Below are 19,847 nucleotides of genomic sequence, written 5' to 3'. Positions count from 1 at the left end.
TAAAGTAGCGATGTACCACGCGTTTACTTGCCAGCTTTAGTAGGACGCACCCAATCGGCCTTTTCCAGCTGCTTGCCTCGCGTCACCGCTAAGGCCCGCTCACGGACATCTTTTGCTATGGTGGATCCAGCGCCTATGGTTGCACCTGCCCCCACACTAACCGGGGCTACCAGTGCGCTGTTAGAGCCAATAAAGGCATGATCGCCGATCTCAGTGTGATGCTTGTTAACGCCGTCATAGTTGCACGTAATTGTGCCCGCACCAATATTAACGTTACGCCCCAAGCGGGCATCGCCAACATAGCTTAAGTGGTTAATTTTGCTACCCTCGCCTACCTCGGCGTTTTTGGTTTCTACAAAATTGCCCACCTTGGCATTAACCGCCATGCGCGTACCGGGGCGCAGACGCGCATAAGGCCCCACCTGGTTATGGCCAGCCATCTTCGTTTGGTCAATAACAGTGTGGCTATCAATGCTACTTTCAGCACCGATGGCGCTGTTTTTGATCACGCAGTAAGGCCCTACACTAACGCCATCACCCAGCGTCACGTCACCTTCAAAAATGCAGCCCACGTCAATAAACACGTCGTGACCACAGGAGAGGCTTCCGCGCACGTCGATCCTTGTAGGATCAGCCAGTGCCACGCCCTGCTCCATTAACAGGTCCGCTTGGCGCGCTTGGTAAACGCGTTCTAACCGCGCCATTTGGGCACGATTATTAACCCCTTCTACTTCAACGGCGTGAGCTGGCTGCTCGGTGCAAACTTTAACCCCCTCTTTAGCCGCCATTTCGATCACATCGGTCAGGTAGTATTCACCCTGAGCATTGTCATCGGAAAGCTTAGGCAACCAACGCGCCAACTGGGCACTGGTCATCGCCATGATGCCGGTGTTGCATTCGGTGATGGCACGCTCGGCGTCATTGGCATCTTTTTGCTCTACAATCGCCACCGCATCGCCCGCCGCATTGCGCACAATACGGCCATAGCCAGTGGGGTCGTCCAGCGTAACCGTCAGCAATCCCATCTGTTGTTCGTTCACATGGGCCAACAGCGCTGTCAGCGTTTCACTTTGAATGAGCGGTACGTCGCCATACAGTATCAAAACAATGCCGTCACCCAGTTCATTCAATGCTTGAGCGGCGGCATGCCCCGTGCCTTTCTGCTCTTCTTGCACGGCAAACGTGACGTTTTCATCCGCCAATGCGTGACGCAGCTGCTCAGCGCCGTGACCAATGACGACCTGCGTGCGTGCAGGGCTTAGGCTCGCCGCGGTTTCCAGCACGTGCGACACCATGGGTTTTCCCGCCAAGGAGTGAAGCACCTTCGGCATGTGTGAGCGCATCCGCGTGCCTTTACCCGCTGCGAGAATCACTACATCTAGCGCTTTTTGCATTCTCATTACCCTTCTTCTGCGTGACGCACGTTAGGAGACGCCCACTGACCAATACCGCTTTCATTGATGAGTTCTTCGCCAAACTCATCAACAAAAGCAGGGCTTGCAATACTCTGCCACTGGTCGCCATCGCGGATCAGCATTAATACACTCAGATTCTGCGCAACGGCCACTTCCATACCGGTATCGCTGTCTTCTACCAATAACGCGGTGGCCCAGGCATCGGCCCAGGCGTTGGATGGATGGAAAACCGATACCGATGCAAGATTATGCGAGACAGGCCGCCCGGTACGTGGATCAATGGTATGTGAAAAGCGCTGCCCATCAGCCTCAAAGTAATTGCGATAATCCCCAGAGGTCGCTACCGACATATCGTGAAGAGGCACAATATGCTGTGCTTGTGGCGCGCCGCTTTGCGGCGTTTCAATACCTACGCGCCAAGGCGTCTCTTGATCATCACGATAGCCGTGCGCCAGCATATCTCCCCCCAGGTTAATTAAATAACCCTCTATCCCTTGCTGGTTTAGGTACGCTGCCACGCGGTCGGTTGCATGCCCCTTGGCGACACCGGAAAGATCCACATAAACATCACGCTCACGACGTGCCTGCATGGCCTGAGTATCGATCGCTACAGCATCAAAGCCCACTTCGGCCAAGCACTCGGCCAGCTGGTGCTCCGAAGGGGCTTCTTGCGGGCGAGCCTCAGGACCAAAACTCCATAAATTGACCAGACCACCAACGGTCATATCAAACGCGCCGTTACTTTGTTCAGACACCGAGCGGCTTATCGCCAGTACTTCAATTAGCTCGTTGGAAAGTGGCTGCCACTCATTAAGCGGCGCCTGGTTAAACAGGCTTAGCTCAGAGTCATCTTTATACGTCGACATGGACACATCAACACGTTCAAGCTCTTCCAAAAAACCGGCTTCCAGATGGCTGGCTTGCTCCTGGGTTAGCGGGTCACTAATGGTTACCTGATAAAACGTGCCAAAGATGCCGCCCTCTAAACGGACAGGCGACTCCAAAGGACGATCTTTTTCTGAACAGCCAACCAACAGTAACAGCGACATAATGCATACCGCTTTTACTGTTAACCGTGTTGATTCAGGCATAAATAGGGTCATGAGCTTACTCTACATGTAAAAAAACCAGAGGAGCCACGCACCAAACAGTACGCGATAAACAACAAAAGGCTGCATCCCCATTTTTTTAATAATAACGAGGAAATAGTGAATACACAGGTACGCAATAACACCGGACAATAGCGTTCCGGCCGCCATGGATAGCCAATCGACTGACTGGGGCTGATGTAAAAGTTCAACGGCTTCTAACCCACCGGCTAATACGATTACCGGGATGGAAAGTAAAAAGGAGAACCGCGCAGCCCCTTCACGACTCATACCTACCAGAAGGGCGGCGGTGATGGTAATCCCTGAACGTGATGTGCCCGGAATGAGCGCCAACGCTTGGGCGCCGCCAATGATCAGCACATCTTTTAGCTGCATTTGGTATTCACTGCGGGTACCGCGTTTTTTCCAGTCGGCGTACCCCAGTAACAGGCCAAAGCCAATCAGGCTGAGCGCGATGATAACCGTGGAGCGCATATACACCGAGATAACATCACGAAGCAGAAAACCGATGATACACACAGGCAGCGTGGCAAGCGTGACCCAGATCGCGAGCCTGGCATCTTTATTGATCCCCCGGCCACGCAGCGCTGCCAGGCTGCTCGCTATCATTTGCCAAATTTCATGCCGGAAATAGACCACTACCGCGCTTAAACTGCCCAAGTGGAGCGCGACATCAAAAGCAAGCCCTTGGTCCTCCCAAGAGGTTAATACGGGTACTAAAATCAAGTGCGCCGAGCTTGAGACAGGCAAGAATTCCGTTATCCCTTGCACAGCAGCAAGTACCACTATTTGGAGCCACTCCATGGGTCATCCTATACATCAAAAGGGTGGTTGAATGACAATGGCGCATAAGGATACACCTCCATTAGGGGATTGTCCGCCATGGCTGCCATCGTTTTGTATTGCGTATTAGCCTGCTTAGAACAAAGGGCTTAAGAGATCATATTGCAGTGCGCTACAATAATGCTTTATTGAAAGCGCTCCCTTGTCAGGTATTCCATGACTCAGACCGTTGAAACGCCAGTGGTTCCCAACCACGAGCTAGATAATCAGGAAGCCAAGCGCGTCACCTATATCGGTGCCTGGTTGGATGGTGTGCTTAGTATTGTCAAAGTGGTGGTCGGTTTTTGGGTGGGTTCTGCCGCACTGATTGCCGATGGCATCCACTCGCTCTCCGACTTAATCACCGATGGTTTTGTACTGGCCGCCATTCATTACGGGCGTCAGGAGCCCGACAACGACCATCACTATGGTCACGGGCGCATCGAAACACTCACCACGCTGCTGTTGGGTAGCGTACTGATCTTTGTGGCAGGCGGTATTGCCTGGTCAAGCCTGGAGCGCTTGTTTAGCGGCACAGAAGTCACCGCGCCTGGCATTGTGGCGATTGTGATTACGTTTATTGCCCTGATCAGTAAAGAGTGGATTTTTCGCTACACCATGCGCGTCGCCAAGCGGGTAAAATCCAAGCTGCTGGAGGCTAACGCCTGGCACTCCCGTAGCGATGCCCTGTCTACTGCGGTGGTGCTGGTCGCACTGATTGGTGCTCAGTTTGGCTTGGGCTGGCTGGATGCCGTTGCCGCCATTGTGGTTGGCCTGCTGGTAGGCAAGGTTGGCTGGGATTTACTGTGGGAGTCTGCGCGGGAATTAGTCGATACTGCACTGCCTGAAGACACCCAGCGCCAAATGCACGACGTAGCCTGTAGCGTACCGGGCGTGGATAGCGTGCATGACCTTCGTACTCGCCAGTCGGCAGGCTGGGTAATGGTGGATTTGCATGTCGTGGTCGGACCTAAAATCACCGTTTCAGAAGCCCATGAGATAGGTAATGAGGTCAGCCGCCGTTTACGTCATGAGTTTCCGCTACTCACCGACGTTATTTTCCACGTTGACCCTGAAGATGACGCTGGAGAAGGGGACCCCAGCCGAATGCCAGGCCTGCCACTACGCCCCGAAGTTGAGGCCGCGCTTGACCAACGCTGGTACGCGCATCCGGTGTGGCGCACGTTAAACGAGCTTCAACTGCACTACTTAGATGACAAAGTGTCCGTATCGCTGATTATCGGCGATGCGGTACATCAGCCCCCGCAATGTTTGGCTAGCCAGCTCAAAGCGCTCGCCAGTGATATCGAGTGGCTCGGTCATGTGGAAGTCATGTTTATCACCCGAGCGGCCAGTAGCGCGATGCGCTAGCCGTTCGCTAAACGCCAAATACTCAACCACCTGACGGGCCTTATGGTTTCGGTACGGAATGAATACGCTTAACCTTACCTTGTTTGAAAGGCTCAACGCCGCCGCTGACACCCCTGCGTGGCTGATCATGTTTACTCATGGGTGCGCCGTTGAATTGATGTGGCTACTACCTGCGTTACTGCTAATCGGCTGGCTGCGTGGCGGTGAACAGCTCAAGCAGCCTCTGCTGGAGGCGCTGATAGCGATACTGCTGGCCTTAGCGATAAGTGGCATCATCGGGATGCTGTGGCCGATGCCCCGACCCTTTGCGGTACCGGTAGGCACCACGTTGATGGCCCATGCGCCAACCCCTGCCTTTCCCAGTAATCATCTAACGATCATTCTAACTATGGGCTTTAGCTTGATGCTGCACCGCTACACCCGACGTATCGGCAGCCTTCTTCTGCTCTTGGCCATTCCCGTCGGCTGGGCAAGGATTTTTTTGGGCGTCCACTTTCCCCAGGATATGGCAGGCGCTGCCCTTTTGTCAGCCGTTATGGCCGTGCTGGTGGGTTTCAACCGCGCCTGGCTAGTGCTACCGGTTTATGAGCACATCGCCAAGCGCCTTTATCACTGGCTGTTCGCGCCGCTTATCCGCCGTGGCTGGGTGAAGCGTTAGCCAGCTGTTCGCTATAAGCTAGTAAGAATTGCCGTTGCAATAGAGAAGTAAATCAATACCCCGGTGGCATCAATTAAGGTGGTGACCAGCGGCGCAGAGGCAGCTGCCGGGTCGACCTTGAAGCGCTCCAGTACAAACGGCAGGCACATGCCCAGCAGGCTGCCAAACAGTACGATAGTGACCATACTGAGGGAGACGATAATAGCGACTTCGTTGCCTGCACGCAGTATACCGATGGGAGCGACGGCGATGGCCATGGTCAGCCCCAGGGAGCCAGCTACCAACAGCTCACGGCCGAGCATTTTACTCCAGTCCTTAACGCCTACATCACCGGTTGCCATACCGCGAACCATCAGCGTTGCCGCCTGAGCGCCTGCGTTACCGCCACTACCAATCAACAAGGGCAGGAAGAATACCAGCGCCACCTGGGCGGCAATAATATCTTCAAAGTGAGCAATACCCGCGCCGGAAAACAGGTTGGCAAAGACCAGTACTACTAGCCACGTCACCCGTTTACGGTACAGGCTCCACAGCGATACACGGCTAACGCCATCTTCCAACTGGCCAATCGACATCCCCTTGTGGATATCTTCGGTAGCTTCCGACTCTGCCACGTCCATCGCATCATCGTGAGTAACGATACCCACCATACGGTTTTCGGCATCAATCACCGGCAGTGCCAAAAGGTCATAACGTGCCACGATGCGAGCTACTTCTTCCTGCGCTTCATCCACGGCGGTGCTGATCACATCCTTGATCATGATGTCGTCAACCAACGCGCCGGGCCTGGCAATCATCAGTTGACGCAGGGACATCGTGCCAATCAGCCTGCCATCGTTGTCCAGGATATAGAGCTGATAGACCGTCTCGGCATCCGGAGCAGTCTGGCGTACGCGCATCATTGCCTGAGACACCGTCATGCCACTGGCTATCGCCACATAGTCAGAGGTCATAATGGCGCCTGCAGTGCCTTCCTCGTAGCCTGCCAGCCGCTTGAGATCTTCCCGCTCCTGATGTGCCATGCGCCGTAACAGCGCTTCTCGGCGATCTTCATCCAGAAGATTGAACAGGTCCACCCGTTCGTCAGAGCCCATCTCTTCCAACAGCTTAAGTACCTGGGTGTCCTTTAGCTCACCCACGACTTCCAGCTGACTTTCACCCGGCAGGTAGCCAAGCACATTAGCGGCGCGTTCTGTAGAAAGTATATCGAGCACTGAAAGCGCTGCGGACAGCTCTTCGTCCTCCTCGATAAGCTCTTCAAGCACCTCACCAATATCTGCCGAACGAATTTCGGCCAAGCGTTCGGATAATAGCTCTCTTTTCGGTTCCTCTTTGACCAGCTCGTCAAGCAGCTCGGTTTTTAATTCCTGCAAGATTTCATCGTTCAATGACATCGCGTTCTCCTTCTCTGCAGACGAGTCAGTGCTGACAAGCATTATGCTACTAAATGCTTATGACAAGTGTACCAGACAAAAAAAACGCCCCTTAAACCCTAACGGGTTCAAGGGGCGTTTTATTCACGCTTACCGCGTAGTGTTAGCCTTTACCTGCCTTTTTGCGCAGCTGCTGGATCGTACGCAGCTGTGCAACGGCTTCGGCAAGTTCAGCGGAGGCACGGGTATAATCCAGCTCCGATGACTTCTCATTAAAGGCTTTCAGCGCTTCCTGACGCGCTTCTTCGGCAGCGGCCTCATTGAGGTCGCTGGCCCGCGTTGCGGCGTCTGCCAGAATCGTAACGACATCCGGCTGGACTTCCATAAAGCCACCCGAGACAAAGAAGTTCTCTTCCTTGCCATTGTCGTGAATGACACGAATCGGGCCCGGCTGAAGCTCCGTCAGTAACGGGGCGTGACCCGGCAAAATACCCAGGTCACCCATCATCCCGGAAGCAACTACCTGCTCAACACTGCCTGAGAAGATAGATGCCTCTGCGCTGACGATATTGCAAGTGAAGCTATTCGCCATAGCGAATCCCCCTAATGGACGGGATTACTTCTTCATCTGGTTGGCTTTTTCGACCGCTTCGTCGATGGAGCCGACCATGTAGAAGGCCTGTTCCGGCATATCGTCATACTCGCCATTGAGGATGCCCTGGAAGCCACGGATAGTATCTTTCAGAGAAACATACTTACCGGGTGAGCCAGTGAATACCTCGGCAACGAAGAATGGCTGCGACAAGAAACGCTGAATTTTACGCGCCCGAGAAACGGCCAGCTTGTCTTCATCAGACAGCTCATCCATACCCAGAATAGCGATAATATCCTTCAGTTCCTTGTAACGCTGCAGAACGTTCTGCACGCCACGAGCAACCGCATAATGCTCATCACCTACCACCAGCGGATCCAACTGACGCGACGTAGAGTCCAACGGGTCGATGGCCGGGTAGATACCTAGCTCAGCAATGGAACGGGCCAGTACAACGGTCGCGTCCAGGTGCGAGAAGGTGGTTGCCGGAGATGGATCGGTCAAGTCATCCGCCGGTACGTATACCGCTTGTACGGAGGTGATTGAACCCGATTTCGTCGAGGTGATACGTTCCTGAAGAACGCCCATCTCTTCGGCTAGCGTCGGCTGATAACCTACCGCAGACGGCATACGACCAAGCAGTGCAGATACTTCTGTACCGGCCAGGGTGTAACGGTAAATGTTATCGACGAACAGTAGAACGTCGCGGCCTTCATCACGGAATTTTTCAGCGATGGTCAGACCGGTCAGCGCAACGCGCAGACGGTTACCGGGCGGCTCGTTCATCTGGCCGTAAACCAGCGATACCTTATCGATAACGTTGGATTCGGTCATTTCGTGATAGAAGTCGTTACCCTCACGCGTACGCTCACCCACACCGGCGAATACAGAGTAGCCGCTGTGCTCGGTGGCGATGTTGCGGATAAGCTCCATCATGTTAACGGTTTTACCAACACCCGCACCGCCGAACAAGCCAACCTTGCCACCCTTGGCAAACGGGCAGACCAGGTCGATAACCTTGATACCAGTTTCCAAAAGCTCGTTAGAAGCTGCCTGGTCGGCATAGCTGGGTGCTTTACGGTGGATCGGCATACGCTCTTGCTCACCGATCTCACCCGCTTCATCAATCGGCTCGCCGAGTACGTTCATGATACGACCCAGCGTTTCCTTACCTACCGGTACGGAAATCGCGGCACCTGTGTTGGCTACGTCCAAGCCACGCTTTAAGCCCTCAGTGGAGCCCATGGCAATGGTGCGTACCACGCCGTCGCCCAACTGCTGCTGGACTTCGAGGACAGTCTCTTTTTCAGAGACCTTCAGCGCGTCGTAGACCTTGGGCACAGAGTCCCGCGGAAACTCTACGTCAATCACCGCGCCGATGATTTGTACGATACGTCCGCTCATCTTGGTTCCTCTCAAAAACCTGCAAATGAAACCTGTCTGCCAGGAGCCGCTTTATTGGGCAGCTCCCTAGGCGTTATACGGCTGAAGCGCCGCCGACGATCTCAGAAATTTCCTGGGTGATGGCGGCCTGACGGGCCTTGTTGTAAACCATCTCCAGATCGTCGATCAGGTTGCCCGCGTTATCAGTGGCACTCTTCATAGCGATCATCCGGGCGGCCTGTTCGCACGCACCGTTTTCGACTACCGCCTGATACACCTGCGATTCGATGAATCGAACCAACAGGCTGTCTAGCAACGCCTTGGCATCCGGTTCATACAGGTAGTCCCAGCTTTCGGGACGGGCGTTTTCTTCGTCATGTTTAGCGTCTGCGCCCATATCAGGCGACAGAGGAAGAAGCTGACGCACAACCGGGCGTTGCGTCATGGTGTTAACGAATTCGTTGTACACCACGTACAGGCGATCAAGACGTCCTTCATCGTACGCTTCGAGCATGACCTTGATACTACCGATCAGACCCTCGACCGTGGGTGCTTCACCTAATCCGCTCTTGGCTGCAATCAAGTTGCCGCCATAGTTACGGAAGAAAGCACTGCCTTTCGCGCCAAGGGCACAGAAGTCCAGCTCAGCGCCTTCCTGGCTCCAGACACGGGCATCTTTCACCACGGCCTTGAACAGGTTGACGTTTAAGCCGCCGCACAAACCGCGGTCAGTAGACACCACAATGTAGCCTACGCGATTCACCTCGTTACGCTCGATCATGTAATCGTGGCGATATTCGGGGTTAGCGTCAGCAATGTGGCCTACGACGTTGCGAATCTGCTTGGCATACGGCTGGCCAGCCTTCATCAGATCTTGTGCTTTACGCATTTTCGATGCAGCCACCATTTCCATGGCACTGGTGATCTTCTGCGTATTTTTGATGCTCCCGATCTGGGTGCGTATCTCTTTTGCAGCTGCCATAGCGATCTACCTTTCGTTCGTGACTCTCAGAAAGTAGGCAAGCCCGCCCACAGGCGGGCCGGACATTACCAGCTCTGAGTCGCCTTGAACTTCTCGAGACCCGACTTCAAGCCGTCTTGAATCTCGCCGTTGTAGTCGCCGGTCTGGTTGATTTTGTCGAGCAGGTCGCCGTGCTCAGACTTCATGTAATCGTGCAGGGCACGTTCGAAGTCCAACACTTTATCGACGCTCACATCATCCATGTGACCTTCGTTAGCGGCGTAGAGAGACAGCGCCATTTCTGCAACCGACATCGGCGAATACTGTTTCTGCTTCATCAGTTCGGTGACGCGCTGACCGTGCTCAAGCTGCTTACGGGTCGCTTCGTCAAGGTCAGAAGCGAACTGCGAGAACGCAGCCAGTTCACGGTACTGAGCCAAGGCCAGACGAACACCACCACCTAACTTTTTGATGATCTTGGTCTGGGCAGCACCGCCCACGCGCGATACGGACAAACCTGCGTTAATCGACGGACGAATACCGGAGTTAAACAGGCTGGTTTCCAGGAAGATCTGACCGTCGGTGATCGAGATCACGTTGGTCGGAACGAACGCAGAAACGTCGCCACCTTGGGTTTCGATGATCGGCAGCGCGGTCAAGGAACCGGTTTTGCCCTTCACTTCACCGTTGGTGAACTTCTCAACGTAGTCGACGTTGACACGTGCCGCACGCTCAAGCAGACGCGAGTGGAGATAGAACACGTCACCGGGATAGGCTTCACGGCCTGGCGGGCGACGCAGCAGCAGGGATACCTGACGGTATGCCACTGCCTGCTTGGAAAGATCGTCATACACGATCATCGCGTCTTCGCCACGGTCACGGAAGTACTCACCCATGGTGCAACCGGAATACGCGGAGAGAAACTGCATCGGAGCCGGATCGGCAGCGCCCGCAGCGACGACGATGGTATGTTCCATCGCGCCATGCTCTTCGAGTTTGCGCACAACGTTGGCGATGGTCGACTGTTTCTGACCAATGGCAACGTAGACACAGGTAACGCCTTTGCCTTTCTGGTTGATGATCGCATCAATGGCAATGGCGGATTTACCGATCTGACGGTCGCCGATAATCAGCTCACGCTGACCACGACCGATCGGCACCATGGCGTCGATGGATTTCAAGCCGGTTTGAATCGGCTCATCAACCGACTGACGGGTAATAACGCCAGGCGCTACTTTTTCTACCGCGTCGGTCATTTTAGCGTTGATATCGCCTTTGCCGTCGATGGGGTTACCCAACGCATCAACAACACGGCCAATCAGCTCAGGGCCTACCGGTACTTCAAGAATACGACCGGTGCATTTCGCGGTCATGCCTTCTTCAAGCAGCAGGTAGTCGCCCAGGACAACGGCACCTACGGAGTCGCGCTCCAGGTTAAGTACCATGCCAAAAACGCTATTAGGAAATTCAATCATTTCACCAAACATGGCGTCTTCGAGGCCGTGAATTTTCACGATACCGTCGGAAACACCTACGATGGTGCCCTGATTACGAGCTTCAGATGCGACGTCAAGCTTCTCAATTCGCTGCTTGATGATGTCGCTGATCTCGGAAGGATTCAATTGCTGCATGCCATGTCCCTCAGACTCAAGCGGTTAGCGCTTCGGAAAGGCGGTTCAGTCGACCACGTACCGACCCGTCAATGACGGTATCGCCAGCACGCAGGATGACACCACCGATGAGCGACTTATCTACCTGAGTAGTAATGGAGATTTCGCGATTCAGACGTTTCTTGAGCGCGTTGGATAGCTTGGTCTTTTGTGCGGCTGTCAGCTTATACGCTGACGTTACCATTACCTCTATACGCTGCTCGTGTTCAGCGCGCAGGCGCTCAAACTGTTCAGCGATAAAAGGCAGGACCATTAAACGGTCCTGGTCAGCCACAGCCTCCAAAAAGCAAGACAGTGCATCACCCAGCGTTTCTGGAAGCATTTCAACCAGAAGGGCAACTTTCTTTGCATTCTCGATTTTGGGACTACCCAGCAGACGTCGAGCGTCGCTATCGGCCACAACAGTGCCTAAAAAACCCAGCGCCTGTGACCAGCTATCAAGCACATCATTATCACGCGCGTGTTCAAACGCCGCCTTTGCGTAAGGACGAGCGACGGTAAGTAATTCCGCCATAATTCACCTCCTTACAGTTCGGCAGCCAGCTTATTAAGCAGCTCGCGATGCGCATTTTCATCGACAGAAGCTTCCAATACACGCTCAGCGCCGATGATGGCCAGATGAGATACCTGGGCACGTAACTCTTCTTTCGCGCGATTTACTTCAAGCTCGATTTCAGAACGTGCGCCCGTCATGAGACGTTCACCTTCTGCGCGGGCCTGCTCGCGAGCTTCTTCGATCATCTGAGCAGAGCGCTTATTAGCTTGCTCAAGGATCTGTGAAGCTTGTTCCTTACTCTCACGCAGCGTCTGTTCTGCCCGCTCTTGAGCTAGCTCAAGATCACGAGTAGCACGGCTGGCTGCATCCAAGCCATCAGCAATTTTTTTCTGACGCTCGTTAAGCGCGTTGCTGATCGGAGGCCACACGTACTTTATGCAAAACCAGACAAAGATCGCGAAGGCGATCGTCTGCCCGATAAGCGTCATGTTGATATTCACAGGGATGTACCTCTGACAAGTTCGTGGCGACCGGAGTGAAACAAAACCGAGCGGCTAACCGCCCGGTAAAGCAATCATTAACCGGCAACAACGAAGATCAGGTACATCGCAATACCAACACCGATCATCGGTACAGCGTCCAACAGACCTGCCATGATGAAGGTTTTGGTTTGCAACTGGTCACCCAGCTCGGGCTGACGTGCAGTAGACTCAAGCAGTTTGCCGCCCAGAATAGCGAAGCCAATACCAGTAGCCAATGCGCCTAGACCGATGATGATGGCAGCAGAAAGATAAACCATTTCCATGATGTTGCTCCTGAGTTTAAGTTTTGGTTAAGGGTTGTGGGTTAATGAAAGCGTTAGCTTTGCTTGGTTAGTGGTGTTCGTGCGCCGCGCTCAAATAAACGATGGTGAGCGTGGTAAAGATAAAGGCCTGTAGCGTGACGACCAGGATATGGAAAATTGCCCATGGCACGTCCAGTACCCAAATGGCCCAAAACGGCAGCATGGCAATCAAAATGAAGATAACTTCACCGGCAAACATGTTACCGAAAAGACGCATGGCCAGACTGAACGGCTTGACCAGTAGCGATACAATTTCCAGCACCAGGTTGAAAGGAATCAGTGCCCAGTGATTAAACGGGGTCAGGGAGAGCTCTTTGACAAAACCGCCAACGCCTTTCACTTTGAAGTTGTAGTACAAAATCAGGCCAAATACGCCCAACGCCATGCCTAGCGTGGCATTTACGTCGGTGGTAGGTACAATTTTCATGTACTCCACACCGAGCTTGCTAAACAGTACCGGGAAGTAGTCGACCGGAATAATCTTGAGACTATTCATCAGCAGTATCCAGATGAATAGCGTAATGGCCAGCGGTACGATATGCGGGTTGCGTCCATGGAACGTTGAGCGCGTCAGGTTATCGATAAACTCGACCACCATTTCAACTGCGTTTTGCAGACCGCCAGGCACGCCAGTGGTCGCCGCTTTTCCCGCCTTACGGAATACCCAGAGAAACAGTACCCCCATAGCGATTGACCAGCCCATGGTATCCAGATGGATCGCCCAGAAGCCCATTTCGCTCGCTTCTTGAGCGGAATGCGCCAGCGACCAACCATTCACCGGGTGATGCCCAAAGGTCAGGTTCTGCAAGTGGTGCTGGATATAATAAGTCGTCGAGACTTCGTTTCCTGCGGCCATAGAGATATCACCTCAATCAAGTGTGCGATGTCTGCGCATAAACAACGGCGTTAGCCCATGCATCAGAACAATCGCCACATAAGCACTAAAAAAGAAAGCGGGGTTTGAGGGGGGCACTACAACAAACACTGCGCTAAACAGTGCCACCGTCAAACCAAACTTGCCTGCTTCGGCACGAAACAAATGAACAGCGCTACGCGATGTTCGCTTACTGTGCAATATACCCATTCGCTGTATAAAAAAAGCATGGGGTAGCAAGGCCACCAGCGCACCTGTTACCACGGAGAAAACGCCCGGCATGCGCGCTACAGGGTAGACCATCAACATACCGACCACCGTCACGATTAGCTGTGCGGTAAAAAGCCGGATGACATACGCCTTCCTGCGCTGGGTTTCAACACGTTCTACCATTGCCCAGCACCCTGCCAGCGAATGGTTGCTTAGGCTGTTGATAAGCAACCTGCACAAATCTTGCGCGATTATAGGGAAGCGCTATCACACCTTCAACCAAAGTTGCTCGTATTTAACGTGTTTAGGAGACAACTTGCGACCAAAGGGTGAAAATTAGCTACTTTTTAACGTTTTCTTAATAAGCCTGCTATTTAATTAATAAGCAGCCTATTTAATATGCGCCAGTATTCCGTCGAGTTCATCAAGGCTTGTATAGCGGATGGTCACTTTGCCTTTCCCCCGGTTGCCATGGTCAATTGAAACGGGGGCACCAAGCAGTTCGCCTAGCTGCGTCTCCAGACGCGAGACATCCGCTGTTTTACTTGGCTGGCTTGGCGTTTTTTCAACGCTTTGGCTGGCCTGTACCTTTTTAACCAACGCTTCGGTGGACCGCACGGTGAGATCGTTATTCACCACTTCATGAGCCACTTGGCGCTGCTGAACGCTGTTAAGTGATAGCAACGCACGCGCATGGCCCATATCCAGGTCACCTCGCTCTAGCAGCGTTTGGACTTCAGGATCCAGTGCCAGCAAGCGCAGTAAGTTGGCGACCTGAGTGCGGGATTTACCGACCGCGTCAGCAATCTGCTGCTGGGTTAATTCAAACTCATCACCCAGCCGTTTAAGCGCCATCGCTTCTTCGATGGCATTGAGGTTTTCACGCTGAATATTTTCAATCAGCGCCAGTGCCAAGGCAACTTCGTCACTTACCTCACGAATAACCGCGGGGATAACGTCAAGCTCGGCCAGCTGCGCTGCACGCCAGCGCCGCTCACCAGCAATAATTTCATAGCGATCTTCGCCAATAGGGCGTACCACAATAGGCTGCATTACGCCCTGGGCACGAATAGAATCGGCAAGTTCTTCAAGCGCTTCTGGCTGAATATCACGCCGCGGCTGATACTTGCCACGGGTTAACTGACCAAGCGGAAGGCGCTCCAAACGCTCAGAAGCCGCATCCGAGGCCACCATCACGGATGACGCCTCATCATGAGCTTCCAATGGAGAGCTACCAGTAAGTTCCAGGCTGTCACGGCGACGAGCGCCCGCACCAATTAGGGCATCCAGGCCACGTCCTAGCGCGCGTTTACGCGTCATTCGCTTTCCCTCGTACTAATCAATACGTTATAGCGATAACCGACGAATCATCTCTTTTGCCAGTACGCGGTACGCCTGGCTGCCGCGTGAGAAGCGGGCATATTGCGTCACGGGTATTCCGTGGCTTGGCGCTTCAGCCACTTTGACGTTGCGCGGGATCGTCGTCTTGATCAGCGCATCGCCAAAGAAGTCTCGCAGCTGCTTGTCCACTTCCCGCGTTAGGCTGGTGCGCTTGTCGTACATGGTGCGCAGAATACCCGCAATCGCCAAATCAGGATTAACGCTTTGCTTAATCTGTTCAACAGTATCCAACAGCGCCGACAGTCCTTCCAGCGCGTAAAACTCGCACTGCAGCGGAATAAGCACGCTATCCGCTGCCGTCAGCGCATTAACGGTCAGCATATTGAGCGACGGTGGGCAGTCAATCAGCACCACATCGTACTTCTCAGCAACCGAGCCAAGCGCCGTGGTCAGGCAGCTTTCGCGCTTATCAAGATCCAGCAATTCGACTTCCGCAGCGGTCAAGTCACCGTTACCGGGGAGAACATCATAGTTGACCGGCAGGTCGCGCACGATGGTATCGGCGGCGGTGGCATCGCCGAGCAGTACATCCAGGACGCTTTTATCGAGTTCGTGTTTATCAATACCACTGCCCATGCTGGCGTGCCCTTGAGGATCAAGGTCCACCAGCAGCACTCGACGATCAAGAGCAGCAAGGCTAGCCGCCAGGTTAACGGCTGAGGTGGTCTTGCCCACGCCGCCTTTTTGATTGGTCAGGGCAATGATCTGGCTCACTTACTCAACTCCTTCCTGGGGTTCAGAATCAACGTTCAGAATCAATAGCTGTCGCTTGGCCGTATCGAAGGGCACGTTTAGCAGGTGACGTGTTTGCAGTCGAATACCGCTGGGCAGTTCACGCAACTCATCGTCAGCGCCAGGACCTTTCATGGCCAACCACTGTCCGTTCGCCGTGGGTAGTTCACGCGTTAGGGTGACAAAGTCCACCAGGCTTGCGAACGCGCGTGAAATTACCTGATCAAACGGCTGGTCACTAAACGTCTCCACCCGCGCCTGGCTTGCAGTCACGTTTTTTAGCCCAAGCTCCATGATAGCCTGGCGCTGAAAACGGACTTTTTTACCATTACTATCCAAAAGCGTAACGGACAGCGCCGGATCAAGGATGGCCAGCACGATACCCGGCAGACCTGGCCCCGCACCCACATCCAGCAATCTAGGGCCATGCACATAAGGCGCGACAGCCGCACTATCCAGTATGTGACGTGCCACCATATCATCAATATCGCGAACTGCCGTGAGGTTATAAGCCTTGTTCCACTTGTGCAATAGGGCGACAAACCCAAGCAACTGTTCACGCTGGCTTACCGTTACCGTTAAACCGAGCTGCGCTAATCCATTATCCAGTCGTGCAGCGACACTCACAGGCAAGCTACTCACCAATACAGTTAAACCGCTCATCCGTTAGCCACCTCGGGCGAGGCGATCAGACGACGCTTTTTAAGATGCACCAGCAAAATAGACACTGCGGCCGGTGTTACGCCTGAAATACGCGCCGCTTGGGCCAGTGTTTCAGGCCGTACGTTGGTCAGCTTCTGGCGAATCTCATTGGAGAGCCCTTCCACCCGCTGGTAATCCAGGTCGGCGGGAAGTGGCATCGCTTCATGGCGCTTAAGCTTATCAATTTCATACTGTTGACGTTCGATATAGCCTTCGTACTTCGACTGAATCTGTACCTGTTCGGCAACGGCTTCATCATTGATAACGCCGCTTTCCAGCCCCGGCAGTTCAGTAAGGTCCGCATAATTTAGCTCCGGGCGCTTGAGCAGATCGCTCAACCGATACTCGCGGGAGAGCGGTTTGCCGGTTTTTTCAGCAATTTTTGCCGCAGCCGGGCTGCTTGGCTGAATCCAAACACTGGCTAAACGCGCGGTCTCCAGCGCAATGGCTTCGCGCTTTTTACTAAATGCTTCCCAGCGCTGGTCATTCACCAAGCCTAACTCACGGCCTTTTTCAGTCAGTCGCAAGTCGGCGTTATCTTCACGCAGCAATAACCGGTATTCCGCCCTGGAGGTAAACATACGGTAAGGCTCTTTGGTGCCCATCGTGATCAGGTCGTCCACCAGCACGCCAAGATAGGCCTCATCACGACGTGGGTACCAGGCATCCTGCTGCATGGCACGCCGCGCGGCGTTGAGCCCGGCCAGCAGGCCTTGCGCCCCGGCTTCCTCGTAACCTGTTGTGCCATTGATCTGCCCGGCAAAAAACAAGTTGTGGATAAATTTGGTTTCCAGTGAGTGTTTTAAATCCTGCGGATCGAAGAAATCATACTCAATGGCATAGCCTGGCCGCGTGATATGCGCGTTCTCCAGCCCTTTAATCGAGCGCACTACCTGCAGTTGCACATCAAAGGGCAGCGAGGTAGAGATACCGTTGGGATACAGTTCGTGAGTATCCAGGCCTTCAGGTTCAATAAAGACCTGATGGCTCGATTTATCGGCAAAGCGATGAACCTTGTCTTCAATTGATGGGCAGTAGCGCGGACCCACGCCTTCGATCACGCCGGAGTACATCGGTGAGCGATCAAGATTCGCCAGAATCAGCTCATGCGTGCGCTCATTGGTGTGCGCAATATGACAGCTGACTTGCTGAGGGTGCATATCCCGCGAACCAAGGTAGGACATGACCGGTGTTGGCGTATCGCCAGGCTGTTCTTCAAGCTGTGAGAAATCCACGCTTTTAGCATCAATGCGCGGTGGCGTGCCGGTTTTGAGCCGGTCAACCCGAAATGGCAGGGCACGCAGACGCTCAGCCAAGGCATTCGAGGGTGGATCACCTGCTCGACCGCCGCGACTTTGATCCAGGCCGATGTGAATCACACCACCTAAAAACGTACCCGTCGACAGCACAACGGACTCGGCATAAAAACGAATACCAGTCTCCGTTACAACGCCACGAACCGTCTCGTTATCCACAATCAGATCACCAGCTGCCTGCTGGAAAATCGTTAAATTTGGCTGGTTTTCCAACATGCCGCGGATCGCTGCTTTGTAGCGAACGCGGTCTGCTTGAGCACGTGTGGCACGTACTGCCGGCCCTTTTCGAGCGTTTAACACCCGGAACTGAATGCCGCCTAAATCCGTGGCAAGCCCCATCGCCCCGCCTAGCGCATCGATCTCTTTCACCAGATGGCTTTTGCCAATGCCGCCAATAGCGGGGTTGCACGACATCTGACCCAAGGTCTCGATGTTATGCGTGAGCAGTAGGGTCTGACAGCCCATACGAGCAGAGGCCAGTGCGGCTTCAGTTCCCGCATGGCCACCGCCGATGACAATCACGTCAAAGCGGTCGGGGTAATTCAAGAGACACCTCGTCTTGCGCCAATTGGCACGAATGATGTGGCCGTTTCGTCAGTTTCAGACGTGTCGGCGTAGTTAAACAAGCCCGCCAGTATAAACCCCCTGTGGGTAACCGTCAGGTTTTTCCACACCTCGTCTGCTCAGTTACTCTCTATTAATAACAATATATAAATAAAATAAGAGAAGTTCTGTTAATACTGTAATTATTAGTGTGGACAGTTTCTGTGTATAACTCTATTAAGTTTATAAAATTCAAATGCTTAAAATGTTGACCTTTACGTGGTTAAGCAGCGTATTAGCTGCGTAGAAACGGTGTAGGCCCTGTGGATGGAACCGCTACTTACCCACAGCGCCATAAAAACACGGCTTATCCACCTACTCATACCGACGTTGTTACCGCAGCTGTGAACACATCTAAAAAGCATTGCATGTCCACCTTAAAGGCGCTCCTCATGGGCGCTGTGGCATGTTGTAGCGTTTTAAAATAAAAAAACTATCCACAGGGAAAAAAAATGGCCTGTCGCAAGGACAGGCCATAAAAAATGCGTTAAAGCGGGTATTTTTTGCCGGTATTCGTGCTTAAGGTGAGTGCTAAAGATTAGTGTTTAAGCACCCGGGCAAGAAACGATTGAGTGCGTTCATGCTGAGGCGAATCGAAGAGCTGTTGTGGCGCTCCTTGCTCAGCAATAACCCCTTTATGGATAAAAATCACGCGATCGGCTACTTCACGGGCAAAGCCCATTTCATGCGTGACAATCACCATGGTCATGCCCTCTTTCGCCAGCTCACGCATGGCGTCCAGCACTTCACCAATCATTTCGGGATCAAGCGCTGAGGTAGGCTCATCAAACAGCATAAGCCGAGGCTCCATGGCCAAGGCACGGGCGAGGGCAACACGCTGCTGTTGACCACCTGAGAGCTGACTGGGGTACTTATCGGCCTGGTCGGCAATTCCGACCCTATCCAGCAGGCGTTTTGCGGTTGCCACTGCATCGTCGCGGTTCCAGCCACGCACCTTCATGGGTGCCAGGGTGATGTTATCGATCACGCTAAGGTGGGGAAATAGATTGAACTGCTGAAACACCATACCGACTTCCGTACGGATGGTTTGTAGTGCCTTGCTGCTCTTGCCGTTAGGCGTTAGCGTATTGCCATCTACTTCCAGCATGCCCGACTGAAACTCTTCCAGCCCATTGATGCAGCGAATCAGCGTGGATTTACCTGACCCGCTTGCGCCAATAATGACGACGACTTCACCGGGGATAATTTCAAGGTCGATCTCATTGAGTACGTGCAGGTTGCCAAAATGTTTATTCAGCTTTTGCATACGCACAATGGAGGGCGTTGTGGGTGACACGGTATCGGTCATTGTACG

Annotated in this window: 20 protein-coding genes; 2 read left to right on the top strand and 18 right to left on the bottom strand. The window is 53.5% G+C overall.

All coding sequences use genetic code 11. From position 1 onward, the window contains the following. Positions 1-23: 23 nt before the first annotated feature. The 3 genes from glmU to ACT3R4_RS09570 are packed head-to-tail and all read right to left on the bottom strand — an operon-like array spanning position 24 to position 3,328. The gene (glmU, locus tag ACT3R4_RS09580; protein WP_193056919.1) at positions 24-1,394 is read right to left on the bottom strand and encodes a bifunctional UDP-N-acetylglucosamine diphosphorylase/glucosamine-1-phosphate N-acetyltransferase GlmU; all 1,371 of its coding nucleotides are present in this window, start codon (positions 1,392-1,394) and stop codon (positions 24-26) included. Between the two features lie 5 nt (positions 1,395-1,399). Next, positions 1,400-2,518: an FAD:protein FMN transferase gene (locus ACT3R4_RS09575; RefSeq protein ID WP_441678642.1), complete on the bottom strand. Its 1,119-nt coding sequence runs from the start codon at positions 2,516-2,518 to the stop codon at positions 1,400-1,402. A gap of 9 nt (positions 2,519-2,527) precedes the next feature. After that, a complete protein-coding gene (locus ACT3R4_RS09570; protein ID WP_172118713.1) occupies positions 2,528-3,328 on the bottom strand; it encodes an undecaprenyl-diphosphate phosphatase in 801 nt (266 codons plus the stop codon). Positions 3,329-3,523: 195 nt separating this feature from the next. On the opposite strand from ACT3R4_RS09570, the gene ACT3R4_RS09565 reads away from it, so the two are divergent. Together ACT3R4_RS09565 and ACT3R4_RS09560 are read left to right on the top strand one after the other, a co-directional pair. After that, a complete protein-coding gene (locus tag ACT3R4_RS09565) occupies positions 3,524-4,717 on the top strand; it encodes a cation diffusion facilitator family transporter (protein ID WP_172118714.1) in 1,194 nt (397 codons plus the stop codon). A 58-nt stretch (positions 4,718-4,775) separates the two neighbouring features. Continuing rightward, a complete protein-coding gene (locus tag ACT3R4_RS09560; protein WP_441678644.1) occupies positions 4,776-5,375 on the top strand; it encodes an undecaprenyl-diphosphatase in 600 nt (199 codons plus the stop codon). Between the two features lie 11 nt (positions 5,376-5,386). On the opposite strand, the gene mgtE is transcribed toward ACT3R4_RS09560, so the two are convergent. The 15 genes from mgtE to ACT3R4_RS09485 all read right to left on the bottom strand — a co-directional run bounded on the left by mgtE (position 5,387) and on the right by ACT3R4_RS09485 (position 19,841). After that, positions 5,387-6,769 (bottom strand): magnesium transporter, encoded by a 1,383-nt coding sequence (gene mgtE / locus ACT3R4_RS09555; protein ID WP_087107050.1) that lies wholly within the window; start codon positions 6,767-6,769, stop codon positions 5,387-5,389. 142 nt (positions 6,770-6,911) lie between these two features. Then, entirely contained in the window at positions 6,912-7,340 is a 429-nt protein-coding gene (locus tag ACT3R4_RS09550) for a F0F1 ATP synthase subunit epsilon (RefSeq protein WP_087107048.1), read from the bottom strand. Positions 7,341-7,364: 24 nt separating this feature from the next. Further along, positions 7,365-8,744 carry a F0F1 ATP synthase subunit beta gene (gene atpD / locus ACT3R4_RS09545; RefSeq protein WP_087107046.1) on the bottom strand — a complete coding sequence of 460 codons (1,380 nt, stop codon included), beginning with the start codon at positions 8,742-8,744 and terminating at the stop codon, positions 7,365-7,367. A gap of 73 nt (positions 8,745-8,817) precedes the next feature. After that, positions 8,818-9,705, bottom strand: coding sequence for a F0F1 ATP synthase subunit gamma (gene atpG, locus ACT3R4_RS09540; RefSeq protein WP_087107044.1), 888 nt, complete (start codon positions 9,703-9,705; stop codon positions 8,818-8,820). A gap of 65 nt (positions 9,706-9,770) precedes the next feature. Continuing rightward, a complete protein-coding gene (atpA, locus tag ACT3R4_RS09535) occupies positions 9,771-11,315 on the bottom strand; it encodes a F0F1 ATP synthase subunit alpha (protein WP_441678647.1) in 1,545 nt (514 codons plus the stop codon). 16 nt (positions 11,316-11,331) lie between these two features. Continuing rightward, the gene (locus tag ACT3R4_RS09530; protein WP_441678649.1) at positions 11,332-11,868 is read right to left on the bottom strand and encodes a F0F1 ATP synthase subunit delta; all 537 of its coding nucleotides are present in this window, start codon (positions 11,866-11,868) and stop codon (positions 11,332-11,334) included. A gap of 11 nt (positions 11,869-11,879) precedes the next feature. Next, positions 11,880-12,350, bottom strand: coding sequence for a F0F1 ATP synthase subunit B (locus ACT3R4_RS09525; RefSeq protein WP_441678651.1), 471 nt, complete (start codon positions 12,348-12,350; stop codon positions 11,880-11,882). Between the two features lie 77 nt (positions 12,351-12,427). Then, the gene (atpE, locus tag ACT3R4_RS09520; RefSeq protein ID WP_018918432.1) at positions 12,428-12,655 is read right to left on the bottom strand and encodes a F0F1 ATP synthase subunit C; all 228 of its coding nucleotides are present in this window, start codon (positions 12,653-12,655) and stop codon (positions 12,428-12,430) included. Positions 12,656-12,722: 67 nt separating this feature from the next. After that, positions 12,723-13,550 (bottom strand): F0F1 ATP synthase subunit A, encoded by an 828-nt coding sequence (gene atpB / locus ACT3R4_RS09515; protein ID WP_172118722.1) that lies wholly within the window; start codon positions 13,548-13,550, stop codon positions 12,723-12,725. A 12-nt stretch (positions 13,551-13,562) separates the two neighbouring features. Continuing rightward, positions 13,563-13,961: an ATP synthase subunit I gene (locus tag ACT3R4_RS09510; protein ID WP_193056911.1), complete on the bottom strand. Its 399-nt coding sequence runs from the start codon at positions 13,959-13,961 to the stop codon at positions 13,563-13,565. 207 nt (positions 13,962-14,168) lie between these two features. Next, entirely contained in the window at positions 14,169-15,098 is a 930-nt protein-coding gene (locus tag ACT3R4_RS09505; RefSeq protein ID WP_441678653.1) for a ParB/RepB/Spo0J family partition protein, read from the bottom strand. Between the two features lie 27 nt (positions 15,099-15,125). Next, on the bottom strand, positions 15,126-15,893 hold the full coding sequence (locus ACT3R4_RS09500; RefSeq protein WP_172118725.1) for a ParA family protein: 768 nt from the start codon (positions 15,891-15,893) through the stop codon (positions 15,126-15,128). Then, positions 15,894-16,574: a 16S rRNA (guanine(527)-N(7))-methyltransferase RsmG gene (gene rsmG / locus ACT3R4_RS09495; RefSeq protein ID WP_172118726.1), complete on the bottom strand. Its 681-nt coding sequence runs from the start codon at positions 16,572-16,574 to the stop codon at positions 15,894-15,896. Then, positions 16,571-18,475 carry a tRNA uridine-5-carboxymethylaminomethyl(34) synthesis enzyme MnmG gene (gene mnmG, locus ACT3R4_RS09490; RefSeq protein ID WP_441678655.1) on the bottom strand — a complete coding sequence of 635 codons (1,905 nt, stop codon included), beginning with the start codon at positions 18,473-18,475 and terminating at the stop codon, positions 16,571-16,573. The genes rsmG and mnmG overlap by 4 nt, the downstream gene beginning before the upstream one ends. 595 nt (positions 18,476-19,070) lie before the next feature. Next, positions 19,071-19,841 (bottom strand): amino acid ABC transporter ATP-binding protein, encoded by a 771-nt coding sequence (locus tag ACT3R4_RS09485; protein ID WP_172118728.1) that lies wholly within the window; start codon positions 19,839-19,841, stop codon positions 19,071-19,073. Between the last annotated feature and the right edge of the window lie 6 nt (positions 19,842-19,847).

The organism is Halomonas sp. AOP7-E1-9 (assembly GCF_052376035.1).
Taxonomy (GTDB): Bacteria; Pseudomonadota; Gammaproteobacteria; order Pseudomonadales; family Halomonadaceae; genus Vreelandella; species Vreelandella citrativorans.
The sequence above is the reverse complement of the archived record's forward strand: the minus strand, read 5'-3'. Positions and strand labels throughout refer to the sequence as shown.

Coding starts and splice junctions, on each gene's coding strand:
- ACT3R4_RS09505 (WP_441678653.1), bottom strand. CDS start 15,098: ATGACGCGTAAACGCGCGCTAGGACGTGGCCTGGATGCCCTAATTGGT.
- rsmG (WP_172118726.1), bottom strand. CDS start 16,574: ATGAGCGGTTTAACTGTATTGGTGAGTAGCTTGCCTGTGAGTGTCGCT.
- atpD (WP_087107046.1), bottom strand. CDS start 8,744: ATGAGCGGACGTATCGTACAAATCATCGGCGCGGTGATTGACGTAGAG.
- ACT3R4_RS09550 (WP_087107048.1), bottom strand. CDS start 7,340: ATGGCGAATAGCTTCACTTGCAATATCGTCAGCGCAGAGGCATCTATC.
- ACT3R4_RS09575 (WP_441678642.1), bottom strand. CDS start 2,518: ATGACCCTATTTATGCCTGAATCAACACGGTTAACAGTAAAAGCGGTA.
- ACT3R4_RS09510 (WP_193056911.1), bottom strand. CDS start 13,961: ATGGTAGAACGTGTTGAAACCCAGCGCAGGAAGGCGTATGTCATCCGG.
- ACT3R4_RS09570 (WP_172118713.1), bottom strand. CDS start 3,328: ATGGAGTGGCTCCAAATAGTGGTACTTGCTGCTGTGCAAGGGATAACG.
- ACT3R4_RS09485 (WP_172118728.1), bottom strand. CDS start 19,841: ATGACCGATACCGTGTCACCCACAACGCCCTCCATTGTGCGTATGCAA.
- ACT3R4_RS09530 (WP_441678649.1), bottom strand. CDS start 11,868: ATGGCGGAATTACTTACCGTCGCTCGTCCTTACGCAAAGGCGGCGTTT.
- atpE (WP_018918432.1), bottom strand. CDS start 12,655: ATGGAAATGGTTTATCTTTCTGCTGCCATCATCATCGGTCTAGGCGCA.
- mgtE (WP_087107050.1), bottom strand. CDS start 6,769: ATGTCATTGAACGATGAAATCTTGCAGGAATTAAAAACCGAGCTGCTT.
- atpB (WP_172118722.1), bottom strand. CDS start 13,550: ATGGCCGCAGGAAACGAAGTCTCGACGACTTATTATATCCAGCACCAC.
- atpG (WP_087107044.1), bottom strand. CDS start 9,705: ATGGCAGCTGCAAAAGAGATACGCACCCAGATCGGGAGCATCAAAAAT.
- glmU (WP_193056919.1), bottom strand. CDS start 1,394: ATGCAAAAAGCGCTAGATGTAGTGATTCTCGCAGCGGGTAAAGGCACG.
- ACT3R4_RS09565 (WP_172118714.1), top strand. CDS start 3,524: ATGACTCAGACCGTTGAAACGCCAGTGGTTCCCAACCACGAGCTAGAT.
- atpA (WP_441678647.1), bottom strand. CDS start 11,315: ATGCAGCAATTGAATCCTTCCGAGATCAGCGACATCATCAAGCAGCGA.
- ACT3R4_RS09560 (WP_441678644.1), top strand. CDS start 4,776: ATGAATACGCTTAACCTTACCTTGTTTGAAAGGCTCAACGCCGCCGCT.